This window comes from Janthinobacterium woesei (genome assembly GCF_051380875.1).
Taxonomy (GTDB): domain Bacteria; phylum Pseudomonadota; class Gammaproteobacteria; order Burkholderiales; family Burkholderiaceae_D; genus Janthinobacterium.
Map to the genome: position 1 here is coordinate 25,427 of NZ_JBNYXW010000025.1, position 25,559 is coordinate 50,985.

General features: G+C 61.9%; 25 protein-coding genes. 8 read left to right on the forward strand and 17 right to left on the reverse strand.

Annotated features, from left to right (window positions below):
• Window positions 1–2 precede the first annotated feature (2 nt).
• The 6 genes from ACQ4W6_RS24050 to ACQ4W6_RS24075 form a co-directional block, all read right to left on the reverse strand.
• Window positions 3–1,046, reverse strand: coding sequence for a septal ring lytic transglycosylase RlpA family protein (locus tag ACQ4W6_RS24050; RefSeq protein ID WP_436569689.1), 1,044 nt, complete (start codon window positions 1,044–1,046; stop codon window positions 3–5).
• Window positions 1,046–2,170: a rod shape-determining protein RodA gene (gene rodA, locus ACQ4W6_RS24055; protein WP_436569690.1), complete on the reverse strand. Its 1,125-nt coding sequence runs from the start codon at window positions 2,168–2,170 to the stop codon at window positions 1,046–1,048. The genes ACQ4W6_RS24050 and rodA overlap by 1 nt, the downstream gene beginning before the upstream one ends.
• An 8-nt stretch (window positions 2,171–2,178) precedes the next feature.
• Complete coding sequence (mrdA, locus tag ACQ4W6_RS24060) at window positions 2,179–4,146, reverse strand: penicillin-binding protein 2 (protein WP_436569691.1); 1,968 nt, start codon at window positions 4,144–4,146, stop codon at window positions 2,179–2,181.
• A gap of 12 nt (window positions 4,147–4,158) precedes the next feature.
• A complete protein-coding gene (mreD, locus tag ACQ4W6_RS24065; protein ID WP_436569692.1) occupies window positions 4,159–4,671 on the reverse strand; it encodes a rod shape-determining protein MreD in 513 nt (170 codons plus the stop codon).
• A complete protein-coding gene (mreC, locus tag ACQ4W6_RS24070) occupies window positions 4,668–5,732 on the reverse strand; it encodes a rod shape-determining protein MreC (RefSeq protein ID WP_436569693.1) in 1,065 nt (354 codons plus the stop codon). Before mreC ends, mreD begins: the two co-directional genes overlap by 4 nt.
• A 105-nt stretch (window positions 5,733–5,837) precedes the next feature.
• Window positions 5,838–6,881, reverse strand: coding sequence for a rod shape-determining protein (locus tag ACQ4W6_RS24075; protein WP_436569694.1), 1,044 nt, complete (start codon window positions 6,879–6,881; stop codon window positions 5,838–5,840).
• A gap of 351 nt (window positions 6,882–7,232) precedes the next feature.
• Here ACQ4W6_RS24075 and gatC point away from each other — a divergent pair, with 351 nt between their 5' ends.
• The 6 genes from gatC (at window position 7,233) to ACQ4W6_RS24105 (ending at window position 13,536) form a co-directional block, all read left to right on the forward strand.
• Window positions 7,233–7,535 (forward strand): Asp-tRNA(Asn)/Glu-tRNA(Gln) amidotransferase subunit GatC, encoded by a 303-nt coding sequence (gatC, locus tag ACQ4W6_RS24080; RefSeq protein WP_436569695.1) that lies wholly within the window; start codon window positions 7,233–7,235, stop codon window positions 7,533–7,535.
• Window positions 7,536–7,585: 50 nt separating this feature from the next.
• Window positions 7,586–9,082, forward strand: coding sequence for an Asp-tRNA(Asn)/Glu-tRNA(Gln) amidotransferase subunit GatA (gene gatA / locus ACQ4W6_RS24085; RefSeq protein WP_436569696.1), 1,497 nt, complete (start codon window positions 7,586–7,588; stop codon window positions 9,080–9,082).
• Window positions 9,083–9,119: 37 nt separating this feature from the next.
• Window positions 9,120–10,595, forward strand: a complete 1,476-nt coding sequence (gene gatB / locus ACQ4W6_RS24090) for an Asp-tRNA(Asn)/Glu-tRNA(Gln) amidotransferase subunit GatB (protein ID WP_436569722.1) — start codon at window positions 9,120–9,122, stop codon at window positions 10,593–10,595.
• Window positions 10,596–10,784: 189 nt separating this feature from the next.
• A complete protein-coding gene (locus tag ACQ4W6_RS24095; RefSeq protein ID WP_436569697.1) occupies window positions 10,785–11,168 on the forward strand; it encodes a BlaI/MecI/CopY family transcriptional regulator in 384 nt (127 codons plus the stop codon).
• Window positions 11,165–12,412 carry a TonB family protein gene (locus tag ACQ4W6_RS24100; protein WP_436569698.1) on the forward strand — a complete coding sequence of 416 codons (1,248 nt, stop codon included), beginning with the start codon at window positions 11,165–11,167 and terminating at the stop codon, window positions 12,410–12,412. Before ACQ4W6_RS24095 ends, ACQ4W6_RS24100 begins: the two co-directional genes overlap by 4 nt.
• 86 nt (window positions 12,413–12,498) lie before the next feature.
• Window positions 12,499–13,536 (forward strand): oxidoreductase, encoded by a 1,038-nt coding sequence (locus ACQ4W6_RS24105; protein WP_436569699.1) that lies wholly within the window; start codon window positions 12,499–12,501, stop codon window positions 13,534–13,536.
• A 114-nt stretch (window positions 13,537–13,650) separates the two neighbouring features.
• Here the strand turns inward: ACQ4W6_RS24105 and ACQ4W6_RS24110 are convergent, their stop codons facing one another.
• The 4 genes from ACQ4W6_RS24110 to ACQ4W6_RS24125 all read right to left on the reverse strand — a co-directional run bounded on the left by ACQ4W6_RS24110 (window position 13,651) and on the right by ACQ4W6_RS24125 (window position 16,265).
• A complete protein-coding gene (locus ACQ4W6_RS24110; protein WP_436569700.1) occupies window positions 13,651–14,121 on the reverse strand; it encodes a carboxypeptidase regulatory-like domain-containing protein in 471 nt (156 codons plus the stop codon).
• Window positions 14,122–14,187: 66 nt separating this feature from the next.
• Complete coding sequence (locus ACQ4W6_RS24115; protein ID WP_436569701.1) at window positions 14,188–14,379, reverse strand: YqaE/Pmp3 family membrane protein; 192 nt, start codon at window positions 14,377–14,379, stop codon at window positions 14,188–14,190.
• A 95-nt stretch (window positions 14,380–14,474) separates the two neighbouring features.
• Entirely contained in the window at window positions 14,475–15,350 is an 876-nt protein-coding gene (locus ACQ4W6_RS24120) for an alpha/beta fold hydrolase (RefSeq protein ID WP_436569702.1), read from the reverse strand.
• A 21-nt stretch (window positions 15,351–15,371) separates the two neighbouring features.
• Complete coding sequence (locus ACQ4W6_RS24125) at window positions 15,372–16,265, reverse strand: LysR family transcriptional regulator (RefSeq protein WP_436569703.1); 894 nt, start codon at window positions 16,263–16,265, stop codon at window positions 15,372–15,374.
• A 124-nt stretch (window positions 16,266–16,389) separates the two neighbouring features.
• Between ACQ4W6_RS24125 and ACQ4W6_RS24130 the strand changes: the two genes are divergently transcribed.
• The gene (locus tag ACQ4W6_RS24130) at window positions 16,390–17,133 is read left to right on the forward strand and encodes a sulfite exporter TauE/SafE family protein (RefSeq protein WP_436569704.1); all 744 of its coding nucleotides are present in this window, start codon (window positions 16,390–16,392) and stop codon (window positions 17,131–17,133) included.
• A 78-nt stretch (window positions 17,134–17,211) separates the two neighbouring features.
• On the opposite strand, the gene pyrE is transcribed toward ACQ4W6_RS24130, so the two are convergent.
• Entirely contained in the window at window positions 17,212–17,874 is a 663-nt protein-coding gene (gene pyrE / locus ACQ4W6_RS24135) for an orotate phosphoribosyltransferase (RefSeq protein ID WP_436569705.1), read from the reverse strand.
• Window positions 17,875–17,983: 109 nt separating this feature from the next.
• On the opposite strand from pyrE, the gene ACQ4W6_RS24140 reads away from it, so the two are divergent.
• Window positions 17,984–18,760, forward strand: a complete 777-nt coding sequence (locus ACQ4W6_RS24140) for an exodeoxyribonuclease III (protein WP_436569706.1) — start codon at window positions 17,984–17,986, stop codon at window positions 18,758–18,760.
• 6 nt (window positions 18,761–18,766) lie between these two features.
• On the opposite strand, the gene ACQ4W6_RS24145 is transcribed toward ACQ4W6_RS24140, so the two are convergent.
• From ACQ4W6_RS24145 to ptsP, 6 genes are all read right to left on the reverse strand, one after another.
• Entirely contained in the window at window positions 18,767–19,633 is an 867-nt protein-coding gene (locus ACQ4W6_RS24145) for a pseudouridine synthase (RefSeq protein ID WP_436569707.1), read from the reverse strand.
• A 58-nt stretch (window positions 19,634–19,691) separates the two neighbouring features.
• Window positions 19,692–20,594 (reverse strand): M48 family metallopeptidase, encoded by a 903-nt coding sequence (locus ACQ4W6_RS24150; RefSeq protein WP_436569708.1) that lies wholly within the window; start codon window positions 20,592–20,594, stop codon window positions 19,692–19,694.
• Complete coding sequence (locus ACQ4W6_RS24155; RefSeq protein ID WP_436569709.1) at window positions 20,575–21,834, reverse strand: AmpG family muropeptide MFS transporter; 1,260 nt, start codon at window positions 21,832–21,834, stop codon at window positions 20,575–20,577. The genes ACQ4W6_RS24150 and ACQ4W6_RS24155 overlap by 20 nt, the downstream gene beginning before the upstream one ends.
• The gene (metW, locus tag ACQ4W6_RS24160) at window positions 21,834–22,445 is read right to left on the reverse strand and encodes a methionine biosynthesis protein MetW (RefSeq protein WP_436569710.1); all 612 of its coding nucleotides are present in this window, start codon (window positions 22,443–22,445) and stop codon (window positions 21,834–21,836) included. The genes ACQ4W6_RS24155 and metW overlap by 1 nt, the downstream gene beginning before the upstream one ends.
• A complete protein-coding gene (gene metX / locus ACQ4W6_RS24165) occupies window positions 22,442–23,644 on the reverse strand; it encodes a homoserine O-succinyltransferase MetX (RefSeq protein ID WP_436569711.1) in 1,203 nt (400 codons plus the stop codon). The genes metW and metX overlap by 4 nt, the downstream gene beginning before the upstream one ends.
• 135 nt (window positions 23,645–23,779) lie before the next feature.
• Window positions 23,780–25,522 carry a phosphoenolpyruvate--protein phosphotransferase gene (gene ptsP / locus ACQ4W6_RS24170; RefSeq protein ID WP_436569712.1) on the reverse strand — a complete coding sequence of 581 codons (1,743 nt, stop codon included), beginning with the start codon at window positions 25,520–25,522 and terminating at the stop codon, window positions 23,780–23,782.
• Window positions 25,523–25,559 lie beyond the last annotated feature (37 nt).

Consider the following 25,559-nt stretch of genomic DNA (forward strand, 5'->3'; position numbering starts at 1 on the left):
CCCTAACGTTGAATCACAATCGGCTTCACGCCAGTCGATTCCGGCAAATTCGCCGCCGCACGTGCCGCATCGGCGCGGCTGGAGAATGGTCCGCCGTACAGGCGGAACAGATTACCGACCTGCACCACACCGAGCTTACCCAGGGCTGACGCAAACGGCGCCAGGCGCACGCGCCCCGTTTCCGCATTGTCGGCGCGCGCATACGCGCCCAGCTGCAAATAGAAGCCGCTGGCCAGCGCGGCCGGAGCCGGCGCGGCGACCGTGGCATCCATCTTTGCCGACACTTCCGGCTGCACCACGGCGCCCATTTCCGGCGGTGTGTCGATCGGGGTGTCAATCGACATGGCCACCACCGACGGCACCGGTTTCGGCGCCGCGCGGGCAGCCAGGATGGCGTCAATATCGGCTGGCAGCAGGCGCTCGACCACCACTTGGTGGCTGCCCTTGCCCAGGAAGCCCAGTTTCAGCGCCGCCGTGTACGACACGTCGATCACGCGCGTGGCGTGGAACGGACCGCGGTCGTTGATGCGCACGATCACCTGTTCGCCGCTGTCGATGCTCGTCACGCGCGCATACGATGGAATCGGCAAGGTTGGATGGGCCGCCGTCATCTTGTACATATCGTAGATTTCGCCCGACGAGGTGCGCTGGCCATGGAATTTCTTGCCATACCAGGTGCCCGTCCCCTTCTGCGTAAACGGTTCATTATGGGTAATCGGCGTGTACGTCTTGCCAAACACGACGTAGGGACGATTCGAGCGCGTCGAATACGCTTCGTTGCGTACTTCCGCATCGGGCACGTCGCGCAGGTTGGCCGGTGGATTGTCTCCCGGACCATCATCCTTGTAGTAACCGCCACGCCCGGAACCGGCCGCCGGCAACGCCGGCAAGGTAGGATCCTTGCGCACGGGCATCTTGACCTTGCCACCGGACGGCATGGGTACATTGCCTGGCGATTTTTGCGGCGCCGTGCCGCAGGCGGCCAGCGTCAGCAAAACCGCAAGGCCAAGCCCACGCATGGCGAAGGTGTCAACAGGGGAGCGCATCAAGTCTGCACCAGCTTGCGGTGGCGCTGAATGCTCATCAGGATGCCGGAGGCGACGCCCAGGGTCAGCAGCGCCGTACCGCCGTAGCTAAGGAACGGCAAGGGTACACCTACCACCGGCAAAATGCCGCTGACCATGCCCATGTTCACAAAGGCGTAAGTAAAGAAGATCATCGTTATCGCTCCTGCCAGCAGGCGAGTGAAAAAACTGGGGGCGTTGGCGGCGATCATCAGCCCGCGTCCCACCAGCAGCAAATACATCAGCATCAGGATCAAGTTGCCGACCAGGCCAAACTCTTCGGAATACACGGCGAAGATGAAGTCGGTGGTGCGCTCTGGAACAAACTCCAGGTGGGCTTGCGTGCCGTGCGTCCAGCCCTTGCCCGTCATGCCGCCGGAACCGATGGCAATGATGGACTGGATGATGTGAAAGCCCTTGCCCAGCGGGTCCTTGGTCGGATCGATCAGCATCATCACGCGGTCGCGCTGGTAATCATGCAGATGCGACCAGGCGATCGGCAGGTAGCAGGCAACCACGAGGAACAATCCCGCCATCACTTTCCACGACAGGCCGGCCAGGAAGATGACGGTAAAACCCGCCGCCACCACCAGCAGCGCCGTACCCAGGTCGGGCTGGCGCGCGATCAGGTACACGGGCACCAGCAACAGCACGGCCGCCACCGCGAACGATTTCCAGCGCAGGGCGCCTGCATTCTGCTGGAAGAACCAGGCCAGCATCAGCGGCGTGGCGATCTTCAGGAATTCCGAAGGCTGGATATCGATGACGCCGATATGCAGCCAGCGCCGCGCACCGAGCTTGATGGTGCCGAACAGTGCCACGGCTACCAGCAGCAGCACCGAGACCGTATACGCCGGCACGGCAATGCGCATCATCATCTGCGGCGTCACATTGGCCGCTACCCACATCACAAAAAAACACAGCAGCATGTTGCGCAGATGGTCTTCAATCTTGCCGGGAATGCCGATGCTGGCCGAATACAGAGTCAGCAAACTGGTGCTGAGCAGCATCAGGATGATGATCATGAGTGGCGGATCGAACACCGCCAAATAGGGCTTGGCGCGCCGCCACAGCGAGCGCCTCTCGTTAATATACGTGCGGGACATGCGTTTCCTTATTGCCTTGCAGGCGCCGGGGCGGCCTGCTCATCAGTGATTTCTTCCAGGGTGCGCACTTCGTCGACGTCTTCCTTTGGCACCTTGGTGGTATCTTTTTCCTTGTCGCTCGGACGCTTGCCCAGCAAGTAGTAGTCGAGCGCCTTGCGCGCGATGGGCGCGGCCACGCCCGCGCCGAAACCGGCGTTTTCCACCACGATGGCAATCGCGATGCGCGGCTTGTCGGCCGGTGCGAAGGCGGTAAACAAGGCGTTGTCGCGCAGGCGTTCGGCCAGCAGCTTGGCGTTGTACTTCTCGTTTTTCTTGATGCCCACCACCTGCGCCGTCCCCGTCTTGCCACCCACCGTGTATTGCACGCCGGCGAAGATGCGCGCGGCCGTGCCGCCCACCTCGCTGGTCACGCCAACCATCGCGCGCTTGATGATGTCGATATTTTCCTGCTTGAGAGGAATCCGGTAGCTTTCCTTCGGCACCGTCAAGGTACGCGCGCGCGTGCTGGCGTCTTCGATGATTTTCACCAGGTGCGGCTTCATCACCACGCCGTTATTGGCCAGGTTGGCCGTCGCGTGGGCGATCTGCAACGGCGTATAGGAGTTGTAGCCGGAGCCGTTACTCACCGAAATCGTATCGCCACCCACCCATTTTTTCTGCTGCGGCGTCTTGAAGCGGTTGCGCTTCCATTCCATCGACGGCAGTACGCCCGTCTTTTCGTTACTCAGGTCGATACCCGTCAGCTGACCAAAGCCGAACGGCTTCATGAAGTCGTGGATGGCGTCGATGCCCATGTCGCGGCCCAGCTGATAGTAATAGGTGTTGCACGAGACGACGATGGACTTGTGCATGTCGACCGTACCGTGGCCACCCACCTTGTCGTCGCGGAAGGTATGCCCGCCGAGGATGAAGAACCCAGGGTCCGAAATCGACTGGCTCGGCGTGCGCTTGCCCAGTTCCAGCGCGGCCAGCGCCATGAAGGGCTTGAAGGTAGAACCCGGCGCGTAGGTGCCGGACAGGGGGCGGTTGACCATCGGCCGATCCAGCGAAGTGTTGAGTTCATTCCAGCTTTGCTGGTCGATGCCGTCGACGAACAGGTTCGGGTCATAGCCGGGCTTGGAGACGAAGGCCAGGATGTCGCCCGTGGCCGGGTCGATCGCCACGGCCGCGCCGCGCCACTCGCCAAACGCTTCCTCGACCACCTTTTGCAGTTCGATATCGATCGACAGGATCAAATTATTGCCGGGGGTTGCCGCCGTGCGCGACAAGGTGCGCATGGCGCGTCCGCCGGCCGATACTTCCACTTCTTCGTAGCCGGTAGTGCCGTGCAGCTGTTTCTCGTAGCTTTTCTCCAGGCCTTCCTTGCCGATATGGTCGGTACCGTTGTAATTGGCCGCGTCCTCGCCCTCATCGAGCGCCTTGGCTTCGTTGCGGTTGATGCGGCCGATGAAGCCCACCACGTGCGACGCCACCTCGCCCATCGGATACTGGCGAAACAGACGCGCCTGCACTTCGACGCCGGGAAAACGGAAGCGCTGCGCCGTGAAACGCGCCACTTCTTCGTCCGTCAGGCGCGTGCGCAGCGGCACGCTGACAAAATTCTTCGACTCTTCCAGCAGTTTCTTGAAGCGGCGGCGGTCCTTGATGTCGATCTGCACCAGCGTCGACAGCTCGTCGATCACCGAATCGAGGCTGGCACTGAGCTTCGATGGCGTAATTTCCAGCGTGTAGGCCGAGTAGTTACGCGCCAACACCACACCATTGCGGTCGAGGATCAGGCCGCGCGTGGGCACGATGGGCACCACGGCGATGCGGTTGTCTTCGGCCTTGGTTGCATAGTCCTCGTGCTTGATCACCTGCAGCCAGATGAAGCGTGCCAGCAGCAGCGAAAAACAGACAAAGACGAGCGCGCCCAGGACGCTCAGGCGCATCCGGAAAAAATGCAGTTCGCGCTCGTTATTTTTAAGTTCAGTCATTGCAGGCGCTCGTTAAATCGGGCGATTGTGGTCGCGGTCCACGGCACGGCGCTGCGGTGCCAGCAAGATCCAGGTGACCATGGGCCACAGGGCGACGGCGACAAAGCTCTCGATGAAATTGAGCCAGCCCGGGAAGCGGCCAGAGACGATCAATCGCGTCAACAGCTGCAGCGCCTGGATCAGCAACAGCAGCGGCAGCACGTGCAGCGCCTGCGTCATGACGGGGAACCACAGCACGCGGCGGTGCATCATGATGGCAAAGTAGGACAACAAGGTGTAGGCCAGCGCGTTCTCGCCCAGCAGCGTCGCGTCATGCACATCCATCATCAGGCCCATGAAAAACGCCATGCCGATACCCACCTTGCGCGGCTGGTGGATGCCCCAGAAGACCAGCACCAGCGCGACGAAATCGGGCACGCCGACGAAATGCCCCCATGGCAGCAGGTTCAGCAGAAAAGCGCACAGCAGGGAAAACCCGATGAACAGGGGGCTGACTGGCAGCAGGATGTAATGCGGGCGGTTCATCGTGTCGCCTCCTTCGGTGGCACGGCTGCCGGTGCCGGTACTGGTGCCGCTGCCGGCTTCGGCACGGGACTTGCTGGCGGTTTCGCTGCCGGCGCAGTGGACGCGTTGACAACTGGCGCGGTGGCCTGCGGTGCCACCGCAGCGGCCGCCGGGTCCTTGATCGGCGCCATCTTGCCGGCGATCTTGCGGCCCGTCTTGATATCTTCGGCCGGCGGACGCGGCGCCATGTCGGGCGACGTCATCAAAATAAGCAACTGGGTGTTGCGCTCGATGCCGGCCAGCGGCTGGCACACGACGCGGCCAAACGGACCGTGCGCATTGCGTTCGACCAGGGTCACGCGCGCCACGGCCAGGCCGGCCGGATACAGGCCATCGAGGCCCGAGGTAATGACGATGTCGCCAATCTGGATGTCGGCGCTGGGCGCCGTGAAGCGCAATTCCATGGTGCCGGACTTGCCGCGGCCGATGGCCACGCTGCGCACGCCATTGCGCAGCAGCTGCACGGGAATGGCCTGCTCTTCATCGGTCAGCAGGGTCACTTCGGAGGTAAAAGGGAACACGCGCGTGACTTGCCCCACCACGCCCAGATTGTCGATCACGGGACGGCCCAGTTCAACGCCGTTCTGGATGCCCCGGTCGAGCACGATCTTGCGCGTGGCCGAATCGCGCGTGTCATACAGGACTTCGGCCATCATGGTCTTGACGGGTACGCGCTCGCGCGCCTCCATCAATTTGCGCAAATGGTTATTTTCAACGATGTTGAGCTGCGCCTGCTGCAGGATCTGCGCCGAGGCGATCTGCTCGTGTTTCAGGTCGCGCACCTGTTTTTCCAGCACGGACAGCGACGAAAAGTAATTGCCGACGCCGAGCGCCACATCGCGCGGCATCAGGGCCGCCATCTGCACCGGATACAGCACGGTGCCAACCACCTGGCGCACGGCCGTCAGCGCGTGCATGCGCGAATCGACCAGCAACAGGGCGATAGAAATGCCGGCGAACACCATCATCTTGACGCGGGCAGAGGCGCCTTGTTTGAAAAGTGGCGGAGGACTGTATTCCATGACATCCAATAATCAGGCGCAGTGCGCCAACGTGCGAACCCCGGGCAAACGCCGGTGCCAAAACCAAAAAAAGGCCGGAAAATGGTTTCCGGCCCTTCTGTGAGATTATTCGTAGGAGAACATCGAGCCGAGCTTGTCCATACGTTCCAGTGCCATCCCGGAACCGCGCACCACGCAGGTGAGCGGGTCCTCGGCCACCAGCACCGGCAGGCCGGTTTCCTCCATCAGCAGGCGGTCCAGGTCGCGCAGCAGTGCGCCGCCGCCCGTCAGCATCATGCCTTTTTCGGCGATGTCGGCGCCCAGTTCCGGCGGGGTCTGTTCCAGCGCGTTTTTTACGGCCGAGACGATGTTGTTCAGCGGGTCGGTCAGCGCTTCGAGGATCTCGTTGCTGGAAATGGTGAACGAACGCGGGATGCCCTCGGACAGGTTGCGGCCCTTGACTTCCATTTCCTTCACTTCCGAACCGGGGAAAGCCGAACCGATGGCCTTCTTGATGGCTTCGGCCGTCTGTTCGCCGATCAGCATGCCGTAGTTGCGGCGGATGTAGTTGACGATGGCTTCATCGAACTTGTCACCACCGACGCGCACGGAACCCTTGTAGACCATGCCGCCCAGCGAGATGATGCCCACTTCGGTGGTGCCGCCGCCGATATCGACCACCATCGAGCCGGTCGCCTCGGACACGGGCAGGCCCGCGCCGATGGCCGCAGCCATTGGCTCTTCGATCAGGTACACCTGCGAGGCGCCAGCGCCCAGGGCCGATTCGCGGATCGCGCGGCGCTCGACCTGGGTCGAGCCGCAAGGCACGCAAATGATGATGCGCGGCGATGGACGGAAGAATTTCGAGTCGTGCACCATGCGGATGAATTGCTTGAGCATCTGCTCGGTCACGGTAAAGTCGGCGATCACGCCATCTTTCATCGGACGAATCGCTTCGATATTGCCCGGCACCTTGCCCAGCATCTGCTTGGCTTCCTTGCCGACTGCTTGAATGGTCTTTTTGCCATTCGGACCGCCTTCCTGGCGGATCGCTACGACGGACGGCTCGTCCAGGACGATACCGAGGCCGCGTACATAAATAAGGGTATTGGCCGTGCCCAAGTCAATGGCCAGATCGGTGGAGATATACCTGCGTAAAAAACCAAACATGAGTGTCCTGTAGCGCATCGAGCTGCGCAAAAGCTGTTTATGGGGAGTTTCAAAGCGGGCGCTTTCAGGCACCCTGAAAATCCATGGAGGCGATTTTTCCGGGTTTCGCTTGGCGCTTGCGCAATCTTTTCTATGCTGCGGCAGCAGTCCATCAGCGCCGGCAACGCATTAACCCGCCATTCTACCTTATAATTTGAATGCGATTTGCCCAAAAACCATGGAAAAGTGCGACTCTGGCAGCCGCGAGTTACGCGGCATTCCTCGGTTTTTGTGAGCAAAAGAGCAGTAAATACCCGCGTTTTATCAAAACGCCAACTTAATACTAATGCGCGGCACTCCGCGCCATTCGCCATGTCCCTGACACTATCCGACGTAAAACGTATCGCCCACCTGGCACAACTTGAAATGGCCGACGACCAGGCCGTCACGTCGCTGGATCAATTGAACAAGATTTTTGCACTGGCCGAGCAAATGCAAGCCGTCAATACCGACGGCGTGGCCCCTTTGAGCCACCCGCTGGCCGCCCACATGGACAATATCGCCCTGCGCCTGCGCGAAGATGTCGCCACCGAGACGAATCGCCGCGACGACTACCAGGCCGTGGCGCCAAAAGTGCAGGATGGCCTGTATTTGGTCCCGAAAGTGATCGAGTAAGCGCTGCACCGTGCTTTTGCCCTCCCGTCGAATATCAAAATAGAAACGCCATGCATACAAAATCCATCAAACAGCTGTCCACGCTTTTGCAGAACAAGGAAATTTCCGCCGTTGCACTGGCGACGCATTTCCTCGACCGCATCGAAGCGGACAACTCGAACGCTTTCCTGCACGTCGACCGTGCCCTGACCCTGGCGCAAGCAGCTGAAGCGGACGCGCGCATCGCCGCCGGCACGGCCACGCCATTGACGGGCGTGCCGATCGCCCACAAAGACCTGTTCGTGACGAAAGGCTGGCGCACCACGGCCGGCTCGAAAATGCTGGCCAACTATACCAGCCCGTTTGACGCCACCGTGGTGGAAAAATTCCAGGCAGCCGGCATGGTCACCCTGGGCAAGGTCAATTGCGATGAATTCGCCATGGGTTCCGGCAACGAGAACTCGGCCTTTGGCGCCGTGCAAAATCCGTGGGATAAAACGGCCGTACCGGGCGGCTCGTCGGGCGGCTCGGCCGCCGCCGTGGCTGCCGGCCTGACGCCAGCGGCCACCGGCACCGACACGGGCGGCTCGATTCGCCAGCCGGCCGCCTTCTGCGGCATCACCGGCATCAAGCCAACTTACGGCCGCGTATCGCGCTTCGGCATGATCGCCTTTGCCTCGTCGCTGGACCAGGGTGGCCCGATGGCACGCTCGGCCGAAGACTGCGCCCTGCTGCTCACCGCCATGGCCGGCTTCGACGAACGCGATTCGACCAGCCTGACACCTGAACAAGGCGGCGTAGCGGAAGATTTTTCGCGCAGTCTCGATCAAGCCCTGACAGGATTGCGCATCGGCGTGCCGCGCGAATACTTCGGCGAGGGCCTGGCCAAGGACGTGGAAGCGGCCGTGCGCGGCGCGCTGGCGCAGTATGAAAAGCTGGGTGCCACCCTGGTCGACATCTCGCTGCCAAACACCGCCCTGTCGATTCCTGCCTACTACATGATCGCGCCGGCCGAAGCATCGTCGAACCTGTCGCGCTACGACGGCGTACGCTACGGCCACCGCGCGGCCGAATACAAGGATTTGCAGGACATGTACAAGAAGTCGCGCGCAGAAGGCTTTGGCCCTGAGGTGCAGCGCCGCATCATGGTCGGCACCTATGTACTGTGCCATGGCTACTACGACGCCTACTACCTGAAGGCGCAAAAGATCCGCCGCCTGATCGCGCAAGATTTCGAAGCCGTGCTGAATGGCCCGGACGCCGTCTGCGACGTCATCATAGGACCGGTCGCGCCGACCGTGGCCTGGGATCTGGGCGACAAGACGGACGACCCGGTAGCGAACTACCTGGCCGACATCTACACCCTGTCGACCAGCCTGGCCGGCCTGCCCGGCATGTCGATCCCATGTGGCTTCGGCGAAGGCGAGAAAAACGCCAGGCGCCCGGTCGGCCTGCAAATCATCGGCAATTACTTCGACGAAGCCAGGCTGCTGAACGTGGCCCACCAGTTCCAGCAAGTGACGCACTGGCATACGCGCAGCCCAGGCGACGCAACTGCTGGCATCTAAAGAATATATTTGCGCCGCCAAGGCGGCGCCACCAAAAATAAGCGAGAACACTATGCAATGGGAAGTCGTCATCGGTCTTGAGAACCACGTGCAGCTCACGACCGAATCCAAAATTTTCAGCGGTTCGCCGATCAAGTACGGCGCCGAAGCCAACACGCAGGCCAGCCCCGTCGACCTGGCCCTGCCAGGCGTGCTGCCGGTGATGAACAAGCAAGCCGTCGAGCGCGCTATCCGCTTCGGCCTGGCCGTGGGCGCCACCGTCGCGCCGCAATCGGTCTTCGCGCGCAAGAACTATTTTTACCCGGATTCGCCAAAGGGCTACCAGATCAGCCAGTTCGAAGACCCTGTCGTCATCGGCGGCGCGCTGACCTTCGGCTATGAAAAGGATGGCCAATTCGTCACCAAAACGGTCAACCTGACGCGCGCCCACCTGGAAGAAGACGCGGGCAAGTCCTTGCACGAAGACTACGCCGGCATGAGCGGCATCGACTTGAACCGCGCCGGCACGCCGCTGCTGGAAATCGTCTCGGAACCGGAAATCCGCAGCGCCGCCGAAGCCGTGGCCTACGCCAAGGCACTGCACTCGCTGGTCATGTGGCTGGGCGTTTGCGATGGCAACATGCAGGAAGGCTCGTTCCGCTGCGACGTCAACGTTTCGGTGCGCCCCGTCGGCCAGAAAGAATTTGGCACCCGCTGCGAAATCAAGAACCTGAATTCGTTCCGTTTCATCGAGGAAGCCGTGCACGTCGAAGTGCGCCGTCAGATCGAACTGATCGAAGACGGCGGCAAGGTCGTGCAGGCTACGCGTTTGTACGATCCGGACCGCAAGGAAACGCGCGAAATGCGCAGCAAGGAAGACGCCCAGGATTACCGCTACTTCCCGGATCCGGACCTGCCGCCGCTGGCCATTTCGCAAGCGTGGATCGATTCGGTCAAGGCCTCGATGCCAGAACTGCCAGTGGCCATGCGCGCGCGTTTCATCAGCGAATACGCGCTGCCGGAATACGATGCGCTGGTGCTGACGCAATCGAAATCGATGGCCACCTATTTCGTCGCCGTGGTGGACAAGGCAGGCAAGGACAACGCCAAGGCCGCCGCTAACTGGCTGATGGGCGACGTGGCGTCGACCCTGAACCGCGAAGGCGTGGACCTGGATGAAGCGCCCGTCTCCGCCGCGCAGCTGGCCGCGATGTTGAAACGCATCGCCGACGGCACGATTTCGAACAAGGCGGCAAAGGAAGTCTTCGCCGGCATGTGGGAAGCCAAGGCGAGCGACGAGAATCTGGTCGACACCATCATCGACGCCAAGGGTCTGAAGCAAATTTCCGACTCGGGCGCCCTGGAAGCGATCGTCGATGAAGTGCTGGCGGCGAACGCCAAGTCGGTGGAGCAGTACCGCGCCGGCAAGGAAGCGGCCATCAATGCGCTGATCGGCCAGGCCATGAAAGCCTCCAAAGGCAAGGCCAACCCGGCCCAGCTGACGGAGCTGCTGAAAGCCAAGCTGGCCGGATAAGCGCCGGCTGGAACAGGAAAAGACGCTGCGGCGTCTTTTTTTTCGTCTATACGTGTCATTCATAAACAAGCTTGTCTAGGTTTTTTCCCATTCTTTAAAGGCGCTTATGTGACACTGAAATTAAAGTATACATTTTTGTCTACAACGTTTACGCTAGCCATATTGAATTTCAGGCAAGAGGAAAACAGCGTGCTCAAGACTCCAGACATCCCGAAACCGACGGCAGCCGAACTCGATCTGCTGCAATCACTGTGGCCACTCGGTGCCGCCACGGCCAAGCAGGTGCACGAGGCGATGGCGCTGGCCAAGCCGGCCATTACCTATGGCACCGTGCTGCGCCTGATGCAGATCATGCACACCAAGGGCTTGCTGATCCGCGATGAAAGCCAGCGCTCGCACGTGTATGCGCCGGCCCAGGCACAGGACAGCCTGCAGACGAATCTGCTGAAAGAATTGATGCAAAAAGCCTTTGCCGGCTCGGCCAAGGCGCTGGTGCTGGCTGCCCTGCGCACGGGCGTGTCGCGCGCCGAACGCGAAGAGATTGAAAAAATGCTCAAGGACGATCAATCATGAGCAGCTTCGTGCAGGCCCTGGGCTGGACCCTGCTGCACTTCCTGTGGCAAGGCCTGCTGATCGGCTGCGCCACGGCGCTGGCGTGGGCAGCCCTGCGCAATGCGCGGCCAGAAGCGCGCTACGCCGTCGGTTGCGGCGCCCTTCTGGCCTGCCTGGCGTGGCCGGCGGCGGGCTTGTATCTGCGCCTGGCAGGCGGCGATGCCACCGGCGCCATGTTCTCCAGCCCCTTGCTGCCAGCCGCACTGCTGGCGCCAGTTGACTTGCCCAACCTTGACCTGGCCCTGCGCGCCGTCGTCGGCGTCTGGGCGCTGTGCGCCGCCATGCTGGCCCTGCGCATGGCGCTGGGCATGCTGTGGATAGAACGCAGCAGCAGGAACACAGCCGCCATGCATGCGCCGTGGCAGGCACGCTTGTCAGGCCTGGCGCAAGACGCCGGCGTGACGCGGCCCGTGCGCCTGCGCGTGCTCGGCGGCATTGCCAGTCCGTTCACGGCCGGCATCTGGCGCCCCATGGTACTGGTGCCCGCAGCGCTGATCAGCGGCATGCCACCCCATCTGCTCGACGCGCTGCTGGCGCACGAACTGGCGCACATCCGGCGCCACGACTATCTGCTCAACCTGCTGCAAAACGCCATCGAGGCGCTGCTGTTCTTTCACCCGGCCGTCTGGTGGATCTCACGCGGCGTGCGCCTCGAACGCGAACACATTGCAGATGATTTCGCAGCAAGACAACTGGGCGAACCGCGGCGTCTGGCTCTTGCACTCTCGGAACTGGAACGTCTCCAGTTCTCAACCCACCACCTGGCCCAGGCGGCCAACGGAGGAGACCTTATGTCACGTATCAAACGATTGCTGCGCCCCGCACCACAAACCCTGAACTGGAAGGCGGCCGTGCCGCTGCTGGCACTGGCTGGCGCCTGCCTGGGCATCTACGGCCAAGCCGTCGCCGCCGACAGCGCGCCAGTGCTGGAGCGCAACGCCATCATCGACTTTGGTGTCTGCAGCAAGCCGCACTATCCAAGCGCGTCGCTGCAGGCGAAGGAAACCGGCACCGTCATCTTGTCCTACGATGTCGATGCCACGGGCAAGGTCCAGGGGTCAAGCGTTATCAAGAGCAGCGGCCACCCTGCCCTCGATGAGGCGGCACGTAGTGGCATGGCCAAGTGCACGTTCAAGCCGGCGCTGGCCGCAGGCAAGCCCGTCAGCGCCAGCGTGAGGCTGCAATACGTCTGGAGCCTGGACTAATGTAAAAGTGGCGGCATTGCAGCAGCGGTGCCGCCGCCCGCTTGCGGGTATGATCATGGATTCTTCCACGCCCCCGTGAACAAGCCATGAAAAAAATCAAAACCGGCCTGGTTGGCTACGGCTTTGCCGGCTCCACCTTCCATGCTCCCGTACTGTCCACTATCGATGCCCTGGAACTGGCTGCCGTCGCCTCCAGCAAGCCAGAACTCGTGCACAAGGATTGGCCGCAAGCGACCGTGTATGCAGAACCGGCGCAGCTGTTTGCCGACGCATCGATCGAGCTGGTGGTCATCGCCGCGCCCAACGAAGCCCATTTCAGCCTGGCGCTGGCAGCCCTGCAAGCGGGCAAGCATGTGGTAGTGGACAAGCCATTTACCATTTCCAGCGACCAGGCGCAGACCCTGATCACTGTGGCCAAAGAGCGCAATCTGGTGCTCAGCGTGTACCACAACCGGCGCTGGGATGGCGATTTCCTGACCCTCAAGGCGCTGCTGGCGCAAGGGACTCTGGGCCGCATCGCCAGCTTTGAATCGCACTTCGACCGTTTCCGCCCCGAGATCCGCCAGCGCTGGCGGGAGTCCAGCGCACCGGGCGGCGGCTTGCTGTACGACCTGGGCCCGCACATGCTGGACCAGGCCTTGCAACTGTTCGGCCAGCCGGAAAAATTGTATGCGGACATCGGCCTGCAGCGCGATGGCGCGCAGGCTGTCGATTATGTCCACCTTGTGCTGTATTACGACAGGCTGCGCGTGGTATTGCAGGCGGGCTGCCTGGTGAAGGCGCCGACGGCGCGCTTCGCCGTGCATGGAGACAAAGGCAGTTTTGTCAAATTCGGACTCGATCCGCAGGAAGATGCCTTGAAGGCGGGCGGCAAGCCAGGCCAGCCTGGCTGGGGCGTCGATCCCGTGCGCGGTGCGCTGCACCTGGGGGCGCAGCCCGACGGCCAGTTCCAGCACCTGGAAATGCAGCCCGGCCGCTACCAGGACTTTTACCAGGGCATGGCCGACGCCATCGGCCACGGCGCAGCGGCACCGGTGGCGGCAGAAGATGCGGCGGCGACGATACGTTTGATCGAACTGGCGCTGCAAAGCGCAGCCGAAGGCCGCGTGCTCAAGGTCGGTTGATCGAGCTCAGGTGATCACGAAGGCCAGCACCAAGGCGCTGACGAGAAAAATGATGGCGTCCACCGCCAGCAGCTTGTCGATGGCCACGCGCAAATCGCCACGCGGTGCCAAACATCAGGGTTGACCCTGATTCGTTCCTGCCGGCCAGACCAGTTCCACTTGCCTTGAGCTGCCCGCCTTGACCTGCACCTTGCGCGCCAAAGTCTTGCCCGCCAGCGTGGCGCGCAGGCTGTAGCTACCCGGCGCCAGCCTGGCCAGCAGGAATGGCCCGCTGGCCGTCGTTTCCAGCACCAGCACCCCCTTGGCATCGCGTATTTCCAGCTTCACGTCGGAGGCAAATTCCGCCTTGCCCGCCGCCTGCACGGAAAACACCAGGCTCAATGGCCAATGCCGGCTGGCGCTCTTGATGGCCGTCGATTCGTCCAGGCCAATGCCGCCGCTCAGGTATTGCACCGCCCCGCTCTTTTGCACGGGCGGCAATGCATTCTCGGCCTGGGCTTGAGCTTGAACAGCGCCTGCCAAGAATAGTCCGGCCGCCAGCACTGCTGTTGCCAGGCCCAGGATACCGCGTCTGTCATGTGCCATTTCAGTCTCCATCAACTCGCTTGTATCAAGATAGGAAGTGCAGCTTAGGCAGTCCTTAGAGAATCATCAACGCCGGCGCATGGCCTCGGCGATCTTCTGGTCCGTCTTGTACTGGCTCAGGGCATACACGGCCCAAATCGTGGCCGGCAGCCAGCCGATCAGGGTAATTTGCAGTAGCAGGCAAATGATGCCGGCGATAGGACGGCCGATCGTGAAAAAGGTCAGCCATGGGAGTATCAGGGCGATCAGCAAGCGCATGTTTGTTTCCTTGTGCATCCCCTGTGCCGCGGGGCTCGGGCCGGCATGCGCCGACTGTGAAAGTAGTTAAGCCAATTATAACGATATGGACCGGATCAAGTCGCCGATGGCGCAAGCAGCTTGTTCATCCAGGCCAGGATGGCGGCAAAGATCTCGTCGCGGTTGATCTCATTGAAATTCTCGTGGTAATTGGCCGGATAAAAATGGTAATCGAGCAGTCCATCGGGCACGCTGCGCAGCATGCTTTCCGTGGCGCCGCTGTTGGCCAGCTTATCGTCGCCCGCCACCACGGCAAACAGGGGAAAGCCCCAGGCAGACAAGCCGCCAGCCAGTTCTTTTTGCGCCGACATCAAAGCGTGGGCAAAGCGTACCGTCGCCTCGCTGGCGCGGATGCCGTCGCGCTCGTCCTGGAAATGGCGCGCAGTGATGGTCTGATCGTGCGTCAGCAGCATGGTTAGGTTGCCCAAGGGCACTTTCATCGTCGGGAAGCGCTTTGCCAGCCAGCCCGACAGCATTTGCAGCACCTTCGGCACGGGAATCGCATTCACATAATACGGTGATGAAATGATAAAACCCTTGATCGCCGGGTCGCCCGTAAAACGCTGCAGTCCCAGGTGCGTCGCGATCAGGGCGCCCATGGAGTGGCCCATGACAAAAATCGGCAAGCCCGGATATGTCGCCTTGACCCAGGCAAGGAACAGTTCCTCGTCGTCGAGGAAGGCGGCAAACGAGGCAATGTCGACCCGGCGCTTGCCATCGTGGCCCAGCATGTCGAAGCTGACGGTGGCGATGCCGTGCTGGCGGAAGTACAGCGCCGGCGTGACGTAGTCGCCCGCATGCGCCATGCCGCCGTGGATCGCCAGGATCACGGCGCGTGGCAGTTGTGGCTGTGGCGGCTGCCAGATGTGGATGGGCCGCTCGACCTGGTCGCTGCACCGCAGGCTGGCCATCTTGTCTTCTGAAAAACGCATCACTGCTCCTGTCATATCCTGTCACGCCTTCAGGTGATCGATCAACTGGCGCGCGTACAGGGGTAATTCACTGAACTGGCGCACGCAGATGGTCAGATTGCGTACCGACCAGGGATCGGATAACTCCATGCAGCGCAGCGCCATCGTCTGCTGGCAGCGGCTTGCCGCCGCCAGCGGCACCACGCTGATGCCCACGCCGCTGGCCACCATGCGGCATACGGCGTCGAAGCTGCGCAGGCGCACGCGCACCTTCAACGGGCGCCCCAGACGCGCCGCATGCAGGCCCAGGTACTGCTGCAGCGCGCTGTCGTCGGCCAGGCCGATGAAATCGTGATCGAGCACGCTGGCAAAATCGACGACACCACCCTGGCCGATGGCGCGGTGGTGCACGCCGTCCGCTGCGGCGATCACCACCAGGCGGTCGGGGCGGAACAAGAACGTCTGCAAGCCGCGCATGTCTACCGAATCGGAGACGATGCCCATGTCGGCCAGCCCTTCCGAGACAGCCTTGACGATATCGTAACTGAGACGCTCTTCCAGGTCGATGGTCAGGTTTGGATGGCTGTCAAGGAAAGCGCCCAGCGCCTCGGGCAGGAATTCGCTGAGTGCCGCCGTATTGCACAGCAAACGCAACTGCCCTTTCAAGCCGTGCGCAAATTCGCCCAGCTCAGCGCGCATTTTCTCCATTTGCAGCAAAACGAGGCGCGCGTGATGCAGCAGGGTCTGGCCCACCGGCGTCGGCTCCACGCCGCGCCGGCCGCGCAGCAGCAAAGGCATGCCCAGCATCTCTTCCATGCCGCGCACGCGCGCGCTGCTCGACGCCAGCGCCAGGTGGCTGCGCGCGGCGCCCGCCGTCAAGCTGCCCGCCTCCACCACGTTGACAAACAGCTGCAAGTCGACCAGATCAAAGCGCATGGCCCCTCCTTTGCGCCATCTTACCAGCCTTCGCATTTAACTTAGGCTGACTCAAGATAATCCACCTTGGCGAAATCGTGCGCAACGCGCAGAATTCATGCAAATTCATTCACAAGTGCAAAAAATGGACATCGCATTCCTGCTGGCAGTTGGCGCCAGCTTCATCATCGCTGGCTTCGTCAAGGGCGTAGTCGGACTGGGCTTGCCGACGGTCGCCATGGCCACGCTCAGCCTCGTCATGGCGCCTGTGCAGGCAGCCGCGCTGCTGATCGTGCCGTCGATGGTGACGAATCTGTGGCAGCTGGCGGCCGGCCCCGGCCTGCGCGCCCTGCTGCGGCGTTTGTGGCCCATGCTGGCTGCCGTCGTGGCCGGCACCTTGACGGGCGGCGCCCTGCTGCCGAAGGACGGTGGCGTTTGGGCCGTCGTCGCGCTGGGCGCAGCGCTGATGCTGTATGCGCTGGCCGGACTATTCTCGTTGCAGTTGCGGGTGCCAGCCAGGCACGAAGCCTGGCTGGCACCCGTGGTGGGCGCCGCGACGGGGCTGGTGACGGCCGCCACGGGCGTATTCGTGATGCCGGCCGTGCCCTACCTGCAAGGGCTTGGGCTGGCGCGCGATGCATTGGTACAGGCGCTGGGGTTGGCCTTCACGGCATCGACCATCGCGCTGGCTGCCAGCCTGGCGCTGCACGGCGATTTCAGCCTGGGTGCGGCTGGCGCTTCCGCGTATGCGCTGCTGCCGGCACTGGCCGGCATGCTGGCCGGCCAGTGGCTGCGCGGGCGCATCTCGCAAGAGCTGTTCAGGAAATGCTTCTTCATCGGCCTGTTCGCCTTGGGACTGCATTCGGCGCTCAAGCCATGGCTGGCGTGATGAAAACGTCCTGAAAAAAAGTCCAGCAAGGCGAACATGCCCGACATCAGCAAGCGCGCCGTTGCTGGGGAAGGCTACTTAAATACCATACCGTGCGCGGTACGCGGAGACGGCTGCCTTGTGCTGCAGCAGTTCCGGATCGGCACCCGCGCCATTCAGATAGCCGAACAAGTCGTCCAGGTTACCGATCGAGATGACGGGAATGCCATACTGTTTCGACACTTCCTGTACCGCCGAACTTGGCGACAGCTGGCCGTCCGGGCCCGAACGCTCCATGCGGTCCAGGGCGATCAGCACGGCGCATGGTTCGGCGCCGGCGGCGCGGATCATGTCCACCGATTCGCGCACCGAAGTACCGGCCGAGATCACATCGTCAATAATGACAACCTTGCCATGCAGCTTGGCGCCGACGATGGTGCCGCCTTCGCCGTGGTCCTTGGCTTCCTTGCGGTTGAAGGCGAACGAGGTGTTGCGGCCCTTGCCGGCCAGCGCCACGGCGGTGGCCGAGGCCAGGGTGATGCCCTTGTAGGCGGGGCCGAACAGCATGTCGAACTCCACGCCCGAGTCGAGCAGGGTCTGCGCGTAGAACTGCGCCAGCTCGGCCAGGGTGGCACCGTCATGGAACAGGCCTGCGTTGAAGAAGTATGGCGACTGGCGGCCGGCCTTGGTGGTGAACTCGCCGAACCGCAAGACTCCCTTGGATACTGAAAACGCGATAAACTGCTGGCGTAAATTATTCACATTAGCCTCATTTTTTAAAAGTGCCTGTATTTTAATCCGCGCGCACCGGCGAGACAATCGCCATGCCGCGCCCGCCGGCCCCGCCCAGCGCCCTTTTCACTCTCAACCTATGCCAAAAATTATCTCCGCCAACCTGAACGGCATCCGTTCCGCCGCCAAAAAAGGCTTTTTCAACTGGATGGGCGCGCAGACCGCCGATTTCATCTGCGTGCAGGAGTTGAAGGCGCAGTTGCCCGACATGACGCCGGAATTCCTCAATCCGCATGGCTATCATGGCCATTTCCACTACGCCGAGAAAAAGGGCTACTCCGGCACGGGCGTATACAGCAAGGCAGAACCGGACGCCGTGCATGTCGGCTTCGGCTGCCCTGAATTCGATGCCGAAGGCCGCTATGTGCGCTGCGATTTTGGCAACCTGTCCATCATTTCCGTGTACTGCCCGTCCGGCTCATCCGGTCCGGAGCGCCAGGAAGCCAAGTTCCGCTTCATGGACGTGTTCCTGCCGCACCTGCTGGCATTGAAGGCGCTGGGGCGCGAAGTGGTCATCTGCGGCGACTGGAATATCGCCCACCACGAGATCGACCTGAAAAACTGGAAGGGCAACAAGAAGAACTCCGGCTTCCTGCCCGAAGAACGGGCGTGGCTGACGCGCGTCTTCGATGAACTAGGCTACGTCGACGTGCACCGCGGCCTGGACCAGCGTGAAGACCAGTACACCTGGTGGAGCAACCGGGGCCAGGCCTATGCGAAGAACGTGGGCTGGCGCATCGACTACCACGTCGCCACGCCCGGCATCGCGGGCCAGGCGCATACGGTCAGCGTCTACAAGGACGAGCGTTTCTCCGACCACGCGCCGTTGATCATCGATTACACGCCCAAGAACTGAGCTCCATTACAGGCTGCGCCGGCTCTCGAAGTGGCGCAGCTCTCCCGTCAGAGGGTCCGTGAAATCGATCGCGCGCGCCAGCAACAGCAAAGGCTGCGACATGTCGTCTTCCTTGCACGGCAAGATGACCGGATAAAACGCATCATTGACGATGGGGATGCCCAGGGCAGCCAGGTGCACGCGCAGCTGGTGCTTGCGTCCTGTGTGGGGATGCAAACGGTATAAATTCAAGTCCCCGCGCTGCTCGATGACGTCGATGACGGTTTCCGAATTCGGCTCGCCCGCTTCCTCGCGCATGAGGAAAAACAGTTCACCCTCCACCATGCGGCTGCGGTAGGTAAAAGGGAAATCGCGACCTTCCAGGCGCGGCGCCAGCGCTTCATAAGTCTTGCGCACTTCGCGGCGCTGGAACAGCGACTGATAGGCGCCACGGCTGGACAACTGGCGCGAAAAAAGCACCACGCCAGCCGTTTCGCGGTCGAGGCGGTGTATCGGCGTCAGGGCGGTGCAATCGAGCTTTTTCTTCAGTCGCGTCAGCAAGGTCTCCTGCACGAAACGCCCGCCCGGCGTCATGGGCAGGAAATGCGGCTTGTCGACCACCACCAAATGCTCGTCCTGGAACAGGATCTCTTCCTGGAACGGAATTGGCGTTTCGCGCTCCAGCTCGCGATAGTAAAAAATGCGCATGCCGCGCCGGTACGCACTTTCCGGGCCCAGCACGGCGCCATCGCCATTGACCACTTCACCGCGTGCCATACGGTCCAGCCATTGCGCGGCGCTGATCTGCGGATAGCGTGCAATCAGAAAAGCAAGCATGTCCGGCCACTGGCCTTCCGGCAGCCACAAATAACTGGGGGCGACGCCGTCACGCATGGGCAGCGGCGCCACAGGCACAGCCACAGCCACAGGATGATTGCTGCGAACGGACATCCTAGCGCGTCGCGATGGCGTTGCTGCGGTACGGCGGCAAGGCGTCCACGCTGACGCCCTTGCTGCGTGCGAACAAAGGCAGCACTTGCGCCATGTGGCTATTCATCTGCGAAATGCGGTCGCTGCCCGATGGATGCGTCGAGAGGAATTCCGGCGGCGCGCCCTTGCTCACGGCGGCCATTTTCTGCCACAGCACCACGCCGGCGCGCGGATCGAAACCGGCGCGCGCGGCCAGGTCCATGCCGATCAGGTCCGCTTCGCGTTCGTCGTCGCGCGAGAACTTCAACATCACGCCCTGGGCCGCCATGTTGGTGGCGGTGCTGGTAATACTCGGATCGACGCCGAGCCAGGCCGACAGGCCCGCGCCGGCCAGTTTGGCGCCCACGGCCGCCAGGTTGCCCTTGCCCGCCTGCGCCTGCGAGTGTTCGCGCAGCGCATGCGAGATTTCATGGCCCATGACGACAGCGACTTCATCGTCGGTCAGATTCAATTTATTCAGGATGCCGCTGTAAAAGGCGATCTGCCCGCCCGGCATGCAGAAGGCGTTCACTTCGTCCGAGTTGAGCAGGTTGACTTGCCACTGCCAGCTGCTGGCGGCATCGTTCCAGCGCGAGGCGTATGGAATGATGCGCTGGGCGATAGCGCGCAAGCGTTTCACCTGCGGATCGCTGTCGGGCACCAGCGCGTTTTTTTCCTTCGCGTCGCGCACCAGTTGCGCGTACTGCAACCTGGACTTTTCATTGAAATTCTCGCCGCCCGCAAAGATGCGCGTGCCGGACAAGGGACGCACCTTGATGCCATCCTGGACGACCTGCTGCTGCGATTGGGCGGACAGGGGCGCCAGCGCGGTGGCCGCGCACAGGCTGGCCAGCAAGGCGTAGCGCTTAAGGGATATTGGTGCCATTGGCAGACCTCCATGGAGCAATTTTAGGCAGCATCAGCATGGCCGGGAAGGCCAGGAAGAAGCAAACGATGAAAAATGAAAACCAGCCCAGCTCGGCGACCAGGAACCCCACCGAGGCATTGATCAACGTACGCGGCACGGCACTCAGGCTGGAAAACAAGGCATATTGCGTGGCCGTGTAGCGCGGATCCGTGGTGCGCGACAAAAAGGCCACAAAGGCGGCTGCACCCAGTCCCAGGCTGGCAAATGCTTCAAAACCGATCACGGCGCTGAGCAGCATGGTATTTTGCCCTACCTGCGCCAGCCAGGCAAAACCCAGGATGGCGATCGCTTGCAGCGCACCGAATACCCACAGGCCCCGGTTGATGCCCAGCTTGAGCATCCACACGCCGCCCACCATGCCACCGGCCAGGCTGGCCCAGAAACCCGTGGTATTGGCCGCCAGGCCGATCTGCGTCATGGAAAATCCCAGGTCGAGATAAAACTTCGTCGCCAGCGCCGTCGCCATGCTGTCGCCTATTTTGTAGAGTAGTACAAAGGCGAGTATCCACATTGCGTTACGCCAACCATCGCGTGCGATGAATTCCTGGAATGGCAAGATGATCGCTTCGCGCATGGTCTTTGGCGGCGAGCCATACACGCTCGGCTCCTTGATCAGCAAGGTGCACACAAAGCCCGGCAGCATGAAGGCGGCCGTGATCCAAAACACGCTCTGCCACGGCATGCGGTCGGCCAGGATCAGCGACAGCGCGCCCGGCACCATGCCTGCCACTTTATAGGCGTTGACGATGACGGCGGCGCCCAGCCCCTGCTCGTTATCGCTGAGGATTTCGCGCCGGTAGGCGTCGATGACGATATCCTGGCTGGCCGACAGAAAAGCCACACCACCGGCAGCTGCCGCAATCAGGCCGATCTGCGTGAGCGGGTCGAGCATGCCCATGGCGCCGATGGAGAAAAACAGCGCCACCTGCGTCGCGGCCATCCAGCCGCGCCGGCGCCCCAGGCCCAGGATGCTGTAGCGGTCCATCAGGGGCGCCCACAAAAATTTCCAGATGTACGGGAACTGCACCAGGGCGAACAGCCCCAGCGCCTTTACGTTCAGCCCCGACTTGGCCAGCCATGCCTGCAGTAGATACAGCAAGATGAACAGGGGCAGGCCGGAACTGAAGCCCAGCACCAGCACGGCCAGCATGCGGCCGCTGACGTAGGAACGCCAGCCTGGCGCCGGGCTTTTTGTCATCAGTGCACCGCTTTTTTGCGCAGGCGGAAGACGGCCAGGTCGCCGCGCAGATTCGGCAGCACGGAAACCATCTTGCCTTCAGCCAGGGCCACGCATTCAATCACTTCCAGGCCGCATTCCTCGGCCAGTTCACGGAAGTCAGTGATGGTTGCACAGCGCACGTTGGGCGTGTCATACCACTGGTAAGGCAGCGATTTCGAGACGGGCATGCGCCCTTTCAGCAGCGCCACGCGGTGCGGCCAATAGGCGAAGTTGGGGAACGAGACAATGGCCTCGGCGCCCACGCGCACGATGTCGCGCAACAGCGGCTCGACCTGCTTCATCATCTGCAGGGAAGACAGGCAAAGCACCGTGTCGAAGCTGTTGTCGCCAAAGATAGCCAAGCCCTTTTCCATGTCCTGCTGGATCACATTGACGCCGCGCAAAGTACTGGCCAATACCTTGTCGTCGGCGATCTCGATGCCATAGCCGCTGCACTCTTTATCGCTTTGCAGGTACTGCAGCATCACGCCTTCGCCGCAACCCACGTCCAGTACATGCGCGTTGTTCGGCACCCAATGGGCGATGAAGGCCAGGTCGGGGCGCAGCGCGCTCAATTCGTCAAAAGTCATGCGGTCTCCTTCGCGCCCTGGCGGACGGCGGTGTTCTGTACGGCGGCTGCGGGCACGCCCGCGGCGATATCGTTCCATACCTGGCCATAGTAGGCGCGCACCATGTTCATGTAGCGCGCATCTTCCAGCAAAAAGGCGTCGTGGCCGTGCGGCGCATCGATTTCGGCGTACGTCACCTGGCGGCGGTTGCACACCAGTGCCTCGACGATTTCCCGGCTGCGCTCGGGCGAGAAGCGCCAGTCCGTGGAAAACGACGCCACGAAGAACTTGGCTTGCGTACCCGACAAGGCCTTGGCCAGGTCGCCGCCATGCGCGCGCGCCGGATCAAAATAGTCGAGCGCCTTGGTGATGAGCAGATACGTGTTGGCGTCGAAGTATTCGGAGAACTTGTCGCCCTGGTAGCGCAGATACGATTCGATCTCGAAGTCGATGCCGAAGCCGAACTTGTAGTCGCCCGTCTGCGCCGCGTCGCGCAGCTTGCGGCCGAATTTTTCGGCCATGTCGTCATTCGACAAATAAGTGATATGCCCGACCATGCGCGCCACGCGCAAGCCATTCTTCGGCACCACGCCATGCGCATAGAAGTCGCCGCCATGGTAATCAGGGTCGGACAGGATGGCCTGGCGGGCCACGTCGTTGAAGGCGATATTTTGTGCCGACAGCTTGGCCGTCGAGGCGATCACCACGCAGTGGCGCAGCCGCTCGGGGAACATGATGCTCCACGCCAGCGCCTGCATGCCGCCCAGGGACCCGCCCATCACGGCGGCGAACTGGGTGATGCCCAGTTCATTGGCCAGGCGCGCCTGCGCGCTGACCCAGTCTTCCACCGTGACGACGGGGAAGGCGGCGCCATACGGCTTGCCGGTGGCGGGATTGGTGTGCATGGGCCCCGTCGAACCGAAGCAGGAGCCCAGGTTGTTGACGCCGATGACGAAGAATTTGTTGGTGTCGAGCGGCTTGCCGGGACCGACCATATTGTCCCACCAGCCCGTACTTTTCGCCTCGTCCGCATACACGCCGGCCACGTGGTGCGAGGCGTTCAGGGCGTGGCAGACCAGCACCGCGTTCGATTTGTCGGCGTTCAGCGTGCCGTAGGTTTCATACATCAACATATAGTCCTGCAGCGATGCTCCGCTTTGCAGCTGCAAGGGTTGCGCAAAATACATGGCTTGCGGCGAAACGATTCCAATGGATGACATGTGTGTCGGTTTATAAAAAGGGGGTGGCCCCACGGGCCTTGGTCGATGCAGCACCGCGATGATAGGTTCTGCAACTTTAATACCAGGAAACATCTTGCCGCGCGCGATGTGCCCTGATGCTGATGAAGTGACAGTTTACATGAGCTGCAACTGTTGTACGGCTTCCGCGATCACATTTGGCTCCATGGAACGCATAATTTTGCGCATTTGTGGTGCAATCAGCCCCAGATCGCTGTTGATGATCTCTTGCTTGACCGCCAACAGTTGCGCCGGGTGCATGGAAAACTCGCGCAAGCCCATGCCCAGCAACAAGCGCGTGAGCTTCACGTCGCCTGCCATTTCGCCGCAAACGGCCACGTCGATACCCGCCTTGTGCCCGGCGGCAATCGTCATGGAGATCAGTTGCAGCACGGCCGGATGCAGCGGATTGTACAAATGCGCCACTTCGTAGTCGACCCTGTCGATGGCCAGGGTGTACTGGATCAAGTCATTCGTACCGATGGAGAGGAAGTCCATGCGCTTGACGAACATGGGCAGCGCCAGCGCGGCGGCGGGAATTTCGATCATGGCGCCCACTTCGACCTCGTCGTCGAACTTGATGCCCTCGGCGCGCAGGCTGGCCTTGGCTTGCGCGATCATCGCCAGCGACTGGTCGATCTCGAACGCGTGCGCCAGCATGGGAATCAGGATGCGCACCTTGCCAAAAGCGGAGGCGCGCAAGATGGCCCGCAACTGCGTCAGGAACAATTGCGGCTCGGCCAGGCAATAGCGGATGGCGCGCAGGCCCAGCGCGGGATTCAAGGCCGTATGGTCCGACTGATCGAGCGGCTTGTCGGCGCCGATGTCGAGCGTGCGGATGGTGACGACGCGCCCCTTCATCGACTGCACCGTGTTGCGGTAGGCCTCGAATTGCTCGTCCTCGGTGGGAATCTTGTGGCCGCGGCCCATGAACAGGAATTCGGAGCGGAACAGGCCCACCCCGCTGGCGCCCGATTCCAGGGCAAACGGGCAATCCTCTGGCAGCTCGATATTTGCCAGCAAGGTGATGGCGGTGCCGCACTTGGTCACGGCCGGCGTCTTTTTCAGCTTGCCCAGCTTTTTGCGCGCGCGCTGCATGGCCGTCTGGCGTTCGCGGTATTGTTCCAGCACCAGGGCACTGGGGTTGGCGATCACCACACCGGCGTCGCCATCGATGATCAGCCAGTCGTCTTGCTCGATCAGCATCGACGCCTGCGACATGCCGACGGCGGCCGGAATATCCAGGCTGCGCGCAACGATGGCCGTATGCGAGTTCTGCCCGCCCACGTCGGTGATGAAGCCGATAAAGGAGCGGTCGCGGAACTGCAGCATGTCGGCCGGAGAAATGTCATGGGCGACGACAATCATCTGCGCCATCAATTCGTCTTCGGCCGCCGCTGCCGGCAGCAATTGCTCCGTGCCCAGCAAGACCTTCAGCACGCGTTCGGCCACTTGCTGGATGTCGGCCTTGCGCTCGCGCAAGTACGGATCTTCAATTTCATCGAACTGTGCCGATAATTCATCAATCTGCGTCAACAGCGCCCATTCGGCGTTGTAGTGGCGCTTGCGGATGATGTCGAGCGGCGCTTCGGCGATCATCGGGTCCGACAGGATCAGCGCGTGCACGTCGATGAAGGCGCCCAGCTCCGTGGGCGCATCCTTGGGCAGATCGTTCCACAGCGTTTGCAGTTCCTTGTGGACGGTGGAGATGGCGTTTTGCAGGCGCTGTACTTCGGCCTCGATCTGTTCCTGGGCAACCAGATAATGTTTGACGTCAAGGGCGGCCGGCGCCAGCAGATGCGCGCGGCCAATGGCGATGCCGCGGGAAACCGGGATGCCGTGGAGCGTGAAGGATGCCATGGGTTGACCTGTCGGAATGCGGCTGCGGCTGCGTTCG